This window comes from Pseudoduganella chitinolytica (assembly GCF_029028125.1).
In the GTDB taxonomy this organism is placed as follows: Bacteria; Pseudomonadota; Gammaproteobacteria; order Burkholderiales; family Burkholderiaceae_D; genus Rugamonas; species Rugamonas chitinolytica.
Window position 1 is genome coordinate 337494 of sequence record NZ_CP119083.1, and the last position, 11647, is coordinate 349140.

General features: G+C 64.9%; 11 protein-coding genes. 7 read left to right on the plus strand and 4 right to left on the minus strand.

Annotated elements, in window-relative coordinates:
- Positions 1–212 precede the first annotated feature (212 nt).
- Entirely contained in the window at positions 213–602 is a 390-nt protein-coding gene (locus tag PX653_RS01490; RefSeq protein ID WP_277416193.1) for a BlaI/MecI/CopY family transcriptional regulator, read from the minus strand.
- Positions 603–1022: 420 nt separating this feature from the next.
- On the opposite strand from PX653_RS01490, the gene PX653_RS01495 reads away from it, so the two are divergent.
- From PX653_RS01495 to PX653_RS01520, 6 genes are all read left to right on the plus strand, one after another.
- On the plus strand, positions 1023–3878 hold the full coding sequence (locus tag PX653_RS01495; protein WP_277416194.1) for a 2-oxoglutarate dehydrogenase E1 component: 2856 nt from the start codon (positions 1023–1025) through the stop codon (positions 3876–3878).
- 79 nt (positions 3879–3957) lie between these two features.
- Complete coding sequence (odhB, locus tag PX653_RS01500) at positions 3958–5223, plus strand: 2-oxoglutarate dehydrogenase complex dihydrolipoyllysine-residue succinyltransferase (RefSeq protein ID WP_277416195.1); 1266 nt, start codon at positions 3958–3960, stop codon at positions 5221–5223.
- A gap of 175 nt (positions 5224–5398) precedes the next feature.
- Positions 5399–5764 (plus strand): PspC domain-containing protein, encoded by a 366-nt coding sequence (locus tag PX653_RS01505; RefSeq protein WP_277416196.1) that lies wholly within the window; start codon positions 5399–5401, stop codon positions 5762–5764.
- A complete protein-coding gene (gene lpdA, locus PX653_RS01510; protein ID WP_277416197.1) occupies positions 5754–7187 on the plus strand; it encodes a dihydrolipoyl dehydrogenase in 1434 nt (477 codons plus the stop codon). The genes PX653_RS01505 and lpdA overlap by 11 nt, the downstream gene beginning before the upstream one ends.
- Positions 7188–7257: 70 nt before the next feature.
- Positions 7258–8355, plus strand: a complete 1098-nt coding sequence (zapE, locus tag PX653_RS01515) for a cell division protein ZapE (RefSeq protein ID WP_277416198.1) — start codon at positions 7258–7260, stop codon at positions 8353–8355.
- Between the two features lie 33 nt (positions 8356–8388).
- Positions 8389–9078: a hypothetical protein gene (locus PX653_RS01520; RefSeq protein ID WP_277416199.1), complete on the plus strand. Its 690-nt coding sequence runs from the start codon at positions 8389–8391 to the stop codon at positions 9076–9078.
- A 267-nt stretch (positions 9079–9345) separates the two neighbouring features.
- Here the strand turns inward: PX653_RS01520 and PX653_RS01525 are convergent, their stop codons facing one another.
- The 3 genes from PX653_RS01525 to PX653_RS01535 all read right to left on the minus strand — a co-directional run bounded on the left by PX653_RS01525 (position 9346) and on the right by PX653_RS01535 (position 11229).
- Positions 9346–9966 (minus strand): hypothetical protein, encoded by a 621-nt coding sequence (locus PX653_RS01525; RefSeq protein ID WP_277416200.1) that lies wholly within the window; start codon positions 9964–9966, stop codon positions 9346–9348.
- Between the two features lie 4 nt (positions 9967–9970).
- Positions 9971–10354, minus strand: coding sequence for a hypothetical protein (locus PX653_RS01530; RefSeq protein WP_277416201.1), 384 nt, complete (start codon positions 10352–10354; stop codon positions 9971–9973).
- A gap of 116 nt (positions 10355–10470) precedes the next feature.
- A complete protein-coding gene (locus tag PX653_RS01535; protein ID WP_277416202.1) occupies positions 10471–11229 on the minus strand; it encodes a PP2C family protein-serine/threonine phosphatase in 759 nt (252 codons plus the stop codon).
- Between the two features lie 168 nt (positions 11230–11397).
- On the opposite strand from PX653_RS01535, the gene PX653_RS01540 reads away from it, so the two are divergent.
- Entirely contained in the window at positions 11398–11598 is a 201-nt protein-coding gene (locus tag PX653_RS01540; protein ID WP_107143227.1) for a YdcH family protein, read from the plus strand.
- Positions 11599–11647 lie beyond the last annotated feature (49 nt).

Genomic DNA, 11647 nt, shown 5'->3' on the forward strand with positions numbered 1-11647 from the left:
TCCCCCGAAGTTGCAAAAGTTGCTGTGTTCTTGATTATTAGCAAAGCAAATAGATGCAGTCTCGCTGAAACCCGTTCGGTCTGGAACGTGCCGGCGGGTGGGGCGTTGGCCGCTGCCGGCGGGCGGCCGTCGATCTGATGCCAGTGTGATCGAAAAAACAAATCCGCGCCGCGCGCTTGGCAGCGCGGGCACCCTCTGGCAAAGGGGGGAAATCAGTCGCGACGCTGGTCTTCGTCCAGCAGGGCCTGGATCTCGGCCCGCTCGCGCGCACTGACGTGGCCGCCGCGCAGTGCCGCCATCACGAGCGCCTTGCCGGACCCCGCGAAAGCCTTGTGGATCAGGTCCTTCAGGAGGCTGGTCTGGATGGCGTCCTGGGCCAGCGCGGGCGCGTAGACGTGGGCCCTGGCGCTTTCGTCGCGCGTCACCAGCCCCTTGCCGTGCATGACCTGGAGCAGGCGCAGCACGGTGGCATAGGTCTGTTCCGGCCGGGCTTCCAGCGCGGCGGCGTGAACCTGTTTCGCCGTGGCCGGGCCCAGCGCATACAGCAGGCGCAGCATCTCCAGTTCGGACGGCGTGGGCTTCGGCGGGGCAGGGGCGGTCATCGTGCGGCTTTCGGGAATCGACGCATCTAGAATAAATGATCTAGATGATGAAGTCCAGGGCGCCCGACAGGGGAACGTTGCCATAAATTGGAGGCTGTCCCCAATTTGTTCAATTTGGAGGCTGTCCCCAATTTATTTGTAACTTTTCCTTGCAGATAGGCAGGGGCGCTACAACCATCTGCAACCTTAGGTTGTCGTACCTCAACGCAGCGTGCTATGCTAAACAACCATTGTTGAAATTTCGGAGGAGCTGTTGCCTGCACAATATTTACGCGGGTGGCCGTGTTTTCCGGTTCTCTCTTAGGTGTACAGTCCTTCCCCCACAACTTGATGTGCGATCCGCTAACCGGTCAGGCCGTGTCGCGGAAGGTTAGATTAACCCGCTAATTCCTCGCGAAGCGCGAAGAAAGGTGAGCAAGAATGATGCAACAACTGACGTCCAACTCCTACCTGTTCGGTGGGAATGCGCCGTACGTAGAGGAGCTCTACGAGGCGTACCTGGAGAATCCAGGCTCCGTTCCCGACAACTGGCGCGCGTATTTCGACGCCATGCAGCACGTCCCGGCCGTCGACGGCTCCAATAAACCCGACGTCGCCCACGCTTCCGTCATCGCCTCGTTCGCCGAACGCGCCAAGTCCGGCCCGATCCGCACCGTCGTCGCCTCGGGCGACCCGGAAATGGGCCGCAAGCGCGTCGCCGCCACGCAGCTGATCGCCGCCTACCGCTACCTGGGTTCGCGCTGGGCCAACCTGGATCCGCTGCAGCGCCAGGAGCGCCCGTCGATCCCGGAACTGGACCCTGCGTCCTACGGCTTCACGGATGCGGACATGGACACCGTGTTCAACATCAGCAACACCTACTTTGGCCCGGAAACCGCGTCCCTGCGCGACCTGACCAACTTCCTGCGCGACACGTACACCCGGTCGATCGGCGCGGAATTCATGTACATCTCCGACCCGGCCGAGAAGCGCTGGCTGCAGGAACGCCTGGAGTCGATCCGCTCCACGCCAAACTTCTCCCCGGAAAAGAAAAAGCACATCCTGGAGCGCCTGACCGCGGCCGAAGGCCTGGAACGCTACCTCCACACCAAATACGTCGGCCAGAAGCGCTTCTCGCTGGAAGGCGGCGAGACGTTCATCGCCTCGATCGACGAGATCATCCAGCGCGCCGGTGAAAAAGGCGTGCAGGAAATCGTCATCGGCATGGCCCACCGCGGCCGCCTGAACGTGCTGGTCAATACCCTCGGCAAGGCGCCGAAGGACCTGTTCGAGGAATTCGAAGGCAAGCACGGCGACGACCTGCCGGCCGGCGACGTGAAATACCACCAGGGCTTCTCGTCCGACATCTCCACCGCGGGCGGCCCGGTCCACCTGTCGCTGGCGTTCAACCCGTCCCACCTGGAAATCGTCAATCCGGTCGTCGAAGGCTCCGTCAAGGCGCGCATGGACCGCCGCGGCGACAAGGAAGGCAAGCAAGTGCTGCCGATCCTGGTGCACGGCGACGCCGCATTCGCCGGCCAGGGCGTCGTGATGGAAACGCTGAACCTGGCGCAGACCCGCGGCTACGGCACGGGCGGCACGGTGCACATCGTCATCAACAACCAGATCGGCTTCACCACGTCCGACCCGCGCGATGCCCGTTCGACGATCTACTGCTCCGACGTCGTCAAGATGATCGAAGCGCCGGTGCTGCACGTGAACGCCGACGACCCGGAAGCGGTCGTGCTGGCCTCGCAGATCGCGCTGGACTACCGCGCGCAGTTCCAGAAGGACATCGTCGTCGACATCATCTGCTACCGCAAGCTGGGTCACAACGAGCAGGACACGCCGGCGCTGACGCAGCCGCTGATGTACAAGAAGATCGCGCAACACCCGGGCACCCGCCGCCTGTACGCCGACAAGCTGGCCGCGCAGGGCGTGATCCCGGCCGACGGCGGCGACCAGATGGTCGCGGCCTACCGCGCCGCCATGGACGCCGGCAAGCACACGGTCGATCCGGTCATCTCGAACTTCAAGAACAAGTTCGCCGTCGACTGGCTGCCGTTCCTGAACCGCAAGTGGACCGACGCGGCCGATACCGCCGTGCCGCTGACGGAACTGAAGCGCCTGGCGACCCGCATCACCACCGTGCCGGAAGGCTTCAAGGTCCACTCGCTGGTGGAAAAGGTGCTGGGCGACCGCGCCAACATGGGTAAAGGCGAACTGAACCTGGATTGGGGCATGGGCGAACACCTGGCCTACGCGTCGCTGGTGTCGTCCGGCTACGCCGTGCGCCTGACCGGCCAGGATGCCGGCCGCGGCACGTTCACGCACCGCCACGCCGTGCTGCACGACCAGAACCGCGAGCGCTGGGATGCGGGCACCTACGTGCCGCTGCAGAACGTTTCCGACAACCAGGCACCGTTTACCGTCATCGACTCCGTGCTGTCGGAAGAAGCGGTGCTGGGCTTCGAATACGGTTACTCGACCGCCGAGCCGAACACGCTGACGATCTGGGAAGCCCAGTTCGGCGACTTCGTCAATGGCGCGCAGGTCGTCATCGACCAGTTCATCAGCTCCGGCGAAGTGAAGTGGGGCCGCGCTTCGGGCCTCGTCATGCTGCTGCCGCACGGCTACGAAGGCCAGGGTCCGGAGCACAGCTCCGCACGCCCCGAGCGCTTCCTGCAGCTGTGCGCGGACAACAATATGCAAGTGGTGCAGCCGACCACCGCCGCGCAGATCTTCCACCTGCTGCGCCGCCAGATGGTGCGCCAGTTCCGCAAGCCGCTCGTCGTGCTGACGCCGAAGTCGCTGCTGCGCAACAAGGATGCCGGTTCGCCGCTGTCCGAGCTGGCCAAGGGTGCGTTCCAGACCGTGATCGGTGAAGTCGACGAGAAAATCGACGCCAAGAAGGTCAAGCGCGTGATCGCCTGCTCCGGCAAGGTGTACTACGACCTGGCCAATGCCCGCAAGACCCGCGGCCAGAGCGACACGGCGATCATCCGCGTCGAGCAGCTGTACCCGTTCCCGCACAAGGCGTTTGCCGCCGAACTGAAGAAGTTCCCGGCCGCGACCGAAGTGGTATGGGCACAGGACGAGCCGCAGAACCAGGGTCCATGGTTCCAGATCCAGCACAACATCTTCGAGTCGATGGAAGCGGGCCAGCGCCTGGCATATGCCGGCCGTCCTGCCTCCGCGTCGCCTGCCGTGGGTTACTACGACAAGCACTACGCCCAGCAGAAGGAACTGCTGGAGACGGCGTTCTCGAAGCTGAAGGGCTTCATCCTGACCAAGTAATCACGGCATGCCACGCGCCCCGGCACGAGAGACCGGGGCGCGCGCACACCCACGCATAATCGAATTCACGGAGTAATCAATGGCACAAATCGAAGTCAAAGTTCCCCAACTGTCGGAATCCGTCGCCGAAGCGACCCTGCTGTCCTGGCACAAGAAGCTGGGCGAGTCCGTCGCCCGCGACGAAAACCTGATCGACATCGAAACCGACAAGGTGGTCCTGGAACTGCCGGCCCCGGCCGCCGGCGTGGTGGTACAGATCATCAAGAATGACGGCGCCACCGTGGTCGCCGACGAAGTGATCGCCATCATCGACACCGAAGGCACCGCAATGGCCTCGCCGCTGCCGGTCACCGCCGCGCCAGTGCAGGCCGAAGCCCCGGCATCGGCCGCGCCAGCTGCCGCAGCCGCCCCCGCAGGCGGTGCGAAAGGCGACGTGGCCATGCCGGCCGCCGCCAAGATCCTGTCCGAAAAAGGCCTGTCCGCGACCGACGTCGCCGGCTCCGGCAAGGACGGCCGCGTGACCAAGGGCGACGCCCTGGCCGCTTCCGCCAAGCCAGCCGCGCCGGCACCGGCCGCCAAGCCTGCCGCCGCCGCCAAGCCGGCCCTGCAGCAAGTGTCGGCACCGTCCGGCCTGAAACTGGGCGACCGTCCGGAAGAGCGCGTGCCGATGAGCCGCCTGCGCGCCCGTATCGCCGAGCGCCTGGTGGAATCGCAGTCGACCAACGCCATCCTGACCACGTTCAACGAAGTGAACATGAAGCCGGTGATGGACCTGCGCAACAAGTACAAGGACAAGTTCGAGAAGGAGCACGGCGTCAAGCTGGGCTTCATGTCCTTCTTCGTCAAGGCCGCTGTGGCCGCGCTGAAGAAGTACCCGATCCTGAACGCGTCCGTCGACGGTAACGACATCGTCTACCACGGCTACTTCGACATCGGTATCGCCGTCGGTTCGCCACGCGGCCTGGTGGTGCCGATCCTGCGCGACGCCGACCAGATGAGCATCGCCGAGATCGAGAAGAAGATCGGCGAATTCGGCCAGAAGGCCAAGGAAGGCAAGCTGACCCTGGACGACCTGACCGGCGGTACGTTCTCGATCTCGAACGGCGGTACGTTCGGCTCGATGCTGTCGACCCCGATCATCAACCCGCCGCAGTCGGCCATCCTGGGCGTGCACGCGACCAAGGACCGCGCCGTGGTGGAAGACGGCCAGATCGTCATCCGCCCGATGAACTACCTGGCGATGTCGTACGACCACCGCATCATCGACGGCCGCGAAGCCGTGCTGGGCCTGGTGGCGATGAAGGAAGCGCTGGAAGATCCGGCGCGCCTGCTGCTGGACCTGTAATCGACGTTGCCGGCTGGGTCTGTCGCTGAAGTGCTGAAACCCGAGACCGAAAACTGGGGTCAGACCCGGCGGGTCTGACCCCGGCTTTTGCTTCGGGGTGTCAGCCAGCAAAGCCGCGGATAAAAACCGGGGTCAGTCCCCTGCGGGGACAGACCCCAACCCCAAGGAGTCAACCATGAACGTCTCCGATGAAATCAAGCGCCTGCACGAGCTGCACCAGGCCGGCGCGCTGACCGACGAGGAATTCGCCCGCGCCAAGGCGCGCCTGCTGGATGCCCCGTCGGCGCCAGGGCCCGGCAACGGCGACCTGGCCAGCGAGCTCTCGCGGTTGCGCCGTTCGCGCACCGACCGCTGGATCGGCGGCGTCTGCGGCGGCATCGGCCAGGTGTCCGGGGTCGAGGCGTGGATCTGGCGCCTGGTGTTCGTGCTGTTCACGGTGTCGTTCGGCTTCGGGCTGGTGATTTACATTCTGTTGTGGATATTCGTTCCGGAAGAAACGCTTCCCGGGAACGACCTGATTGGAAAAAAATATGAGCAATAAGCAATTTGACGTAGTGGTGATCGGCGCAGGTCCAGGCGGCTATATCGCGGCCATCCGCGCGGCGCAGCTGGGCTTCTCGGTCGCCTGTATCGACGAGTGGGCCAACGAAAAAGGCGGTCCGGCACCGGGCGGCACCTGCACCAACGTCGGCTGCATCCCGTCCAAGGCACTGCTGCAGTCGTCGGAGCACTTCGAGCACGCCGGCCATGCGTTCAAGGAACACGGCATCGACGTCGCCGGCCTGTCCCTGAACCTGCCGCAAATGCTCAAGCGCAAGAACACGGTCGTCAAGCAGAACAACGACGGCATCCTGTTCCTGTTCAAGAAGAACAAGGTCACCTTCTTCCACGGCCGCGGCGCGTTCGCCGGTGCGGCGACGGGCGAAGGCTACCCGATCGAGATCTCCGGCCCGACCGCCGAGACCATTACCGGCAAGCAGATCATCGTGGCCACGGGTTCCAACGCCCGCGCGCTGCCGGGGGCACCGTTCGACGAGAAGCTGATCCTGTCGAACACGGGCGCGCTGGCGATCGAAGGCGTGCCGGCCAAGCTGGGCGTCATCGGCGCCGGCGTCATCGGCCTGGAGATGGGCTCCGTGTGGCGCCGCCTGGGCGCGGAAGTGACCGTGCTGGAAGGCCTGCCGACGTTCCTGGGCGCGGTCGACGAGCAGATCGCCAAGGAGGCGTTCAAGATGTTCACGAAGCAGGGCCTGGGCATCCACCTGGGCGTGAAGATCGACAGCGTCACCACCGGCGGCGATAACGTCACGGTCAAGTACACCAACGCCAAGGGCGAGGCGCAGGAAGGCACGTTCGACAAGCTGATCGTGTCGATCGGCCGCACGCCGAACACCAACGGCCTGAACGCCGACAAGGCCGGCCTGCAGCTGGACGAGCGTGGCTTCATCGCCGTCGACGGCGACTGCAAGACCAACCTGCCGAACGTGTGGGCGATCGGCGACGTCGTGCGCGGCCCGATGCTGGCGCACAAGGCGGAGGAAGAAGGCGTTGCCGTGGCCGAGCGTATCGCCGGCCAGCATGGTCACACCAACTTCGACACGATTCCATGGGTGATCTACACGTCGCCGGAAATCGCGTGGGTCGGTCGCACCGAACAACAGCTCAAGGCCGATGGCGTGGCCTACAAGGCCGGCACGTTCCCGTTCCTGGCGAACGGCCGCGCGCGCGCGCTGGGCGACACGTCCGGCATGGTCAAGTTCCTGGCCGACGCGACGACCGACGAAATCCTGGGCGTCCACATCATCGGCCCGATGGCTTCCGAGCTGATCTCGGAAGCCGTCGTGGCGATGGAGTTCAAGGCTTCGGCCGAGGACATCGCCCGCATCTGCCACGCCCACCCTTCGCTGTCGGAAGCGACGAAGGAAGCGGCCCTGGCAATCGACAAGCGCACGTTGAACTTCTAAGCGCCGCTTGACGCCTTACCGGGCCGGCCTTCGCGCCGGCCCGGTGTTTTTGTACGAAACGAATCCAACGATGAACGTCCTCGAGTTCTACCAGCATGCGCTGGAACAGCGCAATTTCAAGCCGGACGAAGCCCAGCGCCGCGCCGTCGAACGGCTGCAGCAGTGCTACGACGAGTGGGTGGCCTACAAGGCGCAGCGCTCGAACGGCCTGAAGCGCCTGATCAACCGACCGGAGCCGCCGCGCGGCGTCTACATGTGGGGCGGGGTGGGGCGCGGCAAGTCGTTCCTGATGGATTCGTTCTATTCGGTGGTGCCCGTGGTGCGCAAGACGCGCCTGCACTTCCATGAATTCATGCGCGCGGTGCACCTGCAGCTGGACGAGCTGATGGGCATCGCCGACCCGCTCGACGAGGTCGCCAAGCGCATCGCCAAGAAATACCGCCTGATCTGCTTCGACGAATTCCACGTCTCCGACGTGGCTGACGCGATGATCCTGTACAACCTGATGAAGGCGCTGTACGACAACGGCGTGTCGTTCATCATGACGTCGAACTACGAACCGTCCACGTTGTACCCGGACGGGCTGCACCGCGACCGCATCCTGCCCACGATCGCGCTGCTCAAGGAGAAGATGGACGTGCTGAACGTCGACGCGGGCGTGGACTACCGCGGCCGCGCGCTGGAGCAGGTGAACGCCTACTACATGCCGCTGAACACCGCGACGGACGAGAAGCTGCGCGAGGCCTACGCGCGCCTGGCGGCCACGCAGGACGAGGACCCGCACATCCAGGTCGAGAACCGCGAGATCCGCGCGCTGCGCCGCGCCGGCACCGTGATCTGGTTCGATTTCAAGACCTTGTGCGGCGGCCCCCGCTCGCAGAACGACTACCTCGAGATCGCCAGCCGCTTCCATACCGTGATATTGTCCGGTGTGCCGATGATGTCGGCCGGGCAGTCGTCCGAGGCGCGCCGCTTCACGTGGCTGATCGACGTGTTCTACGACCAGGGCGTGAAGCTGATCATGTCGGCCGAAGTGGAGCCCGAGGAGCTGTACACGAGCGGCATGCTGGCCAACGAGTTCCATCGCACCGTGTCGCGCATCGTCGAGATGCAGTCGCGCGAATACATGGACAAGGCCCAGCGCGGCGCCGCCGCGGCCCTGACCTGATTGCGAACTTCAGCGGATAACAAGAACATGGCATTGCAACTGATAACCCCGATTCTGCTGGCGGCCCTGCTGGCCGGCTGTGCCGCCTCGGCGCCGGCGCCGGCGCCGGCCGACGTCGCGCCGACGCGGACCGTCGCCGAGGCGGACGCGAAGCTGGCGCAAGTGGCGCGCGATCGCGCCGAGGCGGAACGCAAGTACGCGACGCAGGAAGCCGTCTGCTACGAGAAATTCTTCGTCAACGACTGCCTGGACCAGGCCAAGGAAGAGCGCCGCCTGCGCCTGTCCGCGCTGCGCTCGATCGAGGTCGAGGCCAACCACTTCAAGCGCCAGCACACGGTGCAGGAGCGCGACCGCGAACTGGAAGAGCGCGCCCGCAAGGATGCCGACGATGCCGCGAAGCAGGCCGCCAATCCCCCCAAGCCGCGTACCGATCCGGCCGACAAGCCGGCGCCGCAGCCGCTGAAGACGACGCCGGCGCAGCGCCAGGCGGAACACGCGGCACGCGTGCGCGAACGTGACGCCGAGCGCAATGCCCAGGCGGGCGAGCGCGCGAAAAAGGTCGAGCGCTACGAGGAAAAGCAGCGTGAGTCCACCGAGCGCCAGGCAGAGATCGCGCGCAAGAAGGCCGAGCGTGCCGCCAAGCAGGCCAAGCGGGCGGCCGATGCGGCAGCCAAGGCGGCTGCGGATGCGGAGAAGGCAAAGCAGAACTCGCAGGCGAGATGACGTCGGCGCTGGTGGAGGACACCGGGGGACACGGGTTGCCGCGCCTCCCCATGAGTTGCAACGAGAAGCCGGCATGCGCCGGCTTTTTGTTTGGCGTCGCCGCCGCTACGGAAAGCCGGGATAGTCCGGCGGAGATCCGGGCGTGGAAAACACTCCTGGCAGCTGGGCCGCTGCGCGGGGAAGGTAACGATCCGGGGATTGCCGGGCCAGGGTTGCCGACAGCGTTGTCGACGCTGGCCTCCGCCCCAGGAGCGAAGCGGGGTTTCGTCAGTGCGCCGGTACGGGCAGCTCCCGTTCGCAGTCCGGCGTCACGCACTGCACGCGCCGGGTGATCTCGCGGACCATCAGCGCCATATTGTCCACCCGGCGCCGCTCGACCTGCGAGCTGCCGTGCACGAGCTCGTTGCGCAGCCGCAGCGCCTCGTTCAGGATGTCCCGGTCGACCTGCGAGATCAGCTTCAGCGCGTACAGGTGGGTAACGATGTCGCGGATCGATGCCGGATTGAAGTCGACGTGCAGCTGCTCCAGCCTGGCGCGGCCGCCCGCTTCGAAGCGCATCCATTCGGCCAGCAGGTTCGAGGCGGCCACCACGTAGCTGTCGTTGCAGATCGACGCCCGCGCGCGCGCTTTGACGAGTACCAGGCAAAGTATCGAGATCGCGGAGGTAGCAAGGCCGACGCCGGCCGTCAGCAGGATCGCGACATCGGCCGCCGTCAGGGTGACGCGCAGCTGGCGCAGGAAATACAGCGCCAGCGCGATGCTGCCGACCACGGCGCCGCCCACCGCGTACAGCTGGAACGCCAGGCGCACGCGGTGGTCGTTGGCACGGCGCTGCGTCAACTGGAACAACTCGTAGGACAGTGTGGGGGATTGGCCTGCGGTTATCACGGCATCACTCCTTGATGGTGGAAATCGTGACAGAAACAATGGCGAGCGCGACCACGAGAACGAAGATCATCATATAGGTCTTATCCTGCAACTTGTTCGCGTCGTAGCAGAAGCCTACCACCAGCGAGAGGACCGCGGCGCATATTCGCAGCAGCTTCGCCCCATTTTTTTGCCGCGGCCGGTTGAGCCCGCCGCGGACCAGCAACGTTGCTTCGACCACCATACCGCTGGTCACCTCGGGTGGCCCGGCTTGCGGATTGCGCAACACCTCGATGCGGTTCGCTTCGGTCAACAGGTCGCTTGCGAACTCCAGCGTGGCCTTGCGCAATTCAGCCTTGGCGGGAGTGTTCAACCCGGTCAGGGTCGAGTCGTCGATGTCGATTTGCATGGCGCGATTCCGGTCTGGCTGTTCTGTCCGTCTGGCGCGTTGTCGCCGTCCAGGCCTTCATCGTAGATCGTTCGCGCCTGCCGGACATCGACCCCGACAAACAATGGGCGCGCCAGCTAGCGCGCCATCAGCCGCAGGATCGCCATCGAGCAGTTGTCGCCGTTGCCGGCCGCCCGTTCGCGGGCTTTGTCGATCAGCAGTTCGGCCGCTTCGCGCGGGCGGCGGCGCGACACCGCGGCCGCCAGTTCGTTGTCGGAAAACCAGGACCACAGGCCGTCCGAGCACAGCAGGAACGCGTCGCCCGGCTGCAGGCCCTGTTGCATGCCGCCGGCCACGAAGGGTGCCTTCAGCGCGTTGCCGACGGCGTTGGCCAGCAGCCGCGAGCCGCGGTGCTTGCGGGCGGCTTCGAGCGGGACCTTGTCGATGTTGACGAGGTGTTCGACATAGGCGGCGTCGCCGGCCCGGTCGATGCAGGCACCGTTGGCGAAGCGGTACAGGCGCGAGTCGCCGACCGTCGCCCAGATCGCCTGGTGTTGCGGCGTCAGCACGAGCAGCGTCAGCGTCGAGCGGGCATCCGCACCGGCCGCCAGCGGATTCATCAGCAGGACGTCGTGGGTTTCCTGCACGATTTCGCGCAGCAGGACGGCAATCCGGTCGGGGCTGGACGCATCGCCCGGGCGGTACTCGTCGAACAACTGTTTTGCCGTGTGCAGCGCCTGGTCGGCCCCCATCGCACTGCGCTCGCCGCCATCGGCCAGCACGGCCAGCACGTAGCCGGGCGCACGCACGCTGGTATACAGCGCGACGCGATCGTGCTGCGCGGGGCGGTTGCCGACGTGCTGGGCCGTGCCGGCCTCGATCTTGAACTCGCTCATAAAAATGCCGATGGCTTCTTTCTCATCCTTACCTGGGTTAAACTATGCACTGGTTAGCGGTTTTGTTGCAAGCTCGAATTATTACAGTACAGATTGTTGCTTGTCGGAAATAAACGGCGAGCGATGGCAATGCGCTGCGGCGCGGGCGTTTTTACGGTAGCGTATCCCATGAAGAACGAAGACGAGATCCGGCGGCGCATCATCGAACTGGACGTGGAGCACCGCGACCTCGATGCCGTGATCGAGATGCTGACATTGGACGGCCATCACGACCAGCTCCAGCTGCGCCGCTTGAAAAAACGCAAACTGCAACTGAAAGATTACATCACGCTGCTGAAAATGCAGCTGGTGCCCGACGTACCGGCGTAATCCTGCCGCCATCGGCCCACGCGGCCGTGCTTACCCTCACTAGACTATT

What these genes read in the sequence shown, in the direction of transcription:
- PX653_RS01490 (WP_277416193.1), bottom strand. Translation starts at nt 602, where the DNA reads ATGACCGCCCCTGCCCCGCCGAAGCCCACGCCGTCCGAACTGGAGATG.
- PX653_RS01495 (WP_277416194.1), top strand. Translation starts at nt 1,023, where the DNA reads ATGATGCAACAACTGACGTCCAACTCCTACCTGTTCGGTGGGAATGCG.
- odhB (WP_277416195.1), top strand. Translation starts at nt 3,958, where the DNA reads ATGGCACAAATCGAAGTCAAAGTTCCCCAACTGTCGGAATCCGTCGCC.
- PX653_RS01505 (WP_277416196.1), top strand. Translation starts at nt 5,399, where the DNA reads ATGAACGTCTCCGATGAAATCAAGCGCCTGCACGAGCTGCACCAGGCC.
- lpdA (WP_277416197.1), top strand. Translation starts at nt 5,754, where the DNA reads ATGAGCAATAAGCAATTTGACGTAGTGGTGATCGGCGCAGGTCCAGGC.
- zapE (WP_277416198.1), top strand. Translation starts at nt 7,258, where the DNA reads ATGAACGTCCTCGAGTTCTACCAGCATGCGCTGGAACAGCGCAATTTC.
- PX653_RS01530 (WP_277416201.1), bottom strand. Translation starts at nt 10,354, where the DNA reads ATGCAAATCGACATCGACGACTCGACCCTGACCGGGTTGAACACTCCC.
- PX653_RS01535 (WP_277416202.1), bottom strand. Translation starts at nt 11,229, where the DNA reads ATGAGCGAGTTCAAGATCGAGGCCGGCACGGCCCAGCACGTCGGCAAC.
- PX653_RS01540 (WP_107143227.1), top strand. Translation starts at nt 11,398, where the DNA reads ATGAAGAACGAAGACGAGATCCGGCGGCGCATCATCGAACTGGACGTG.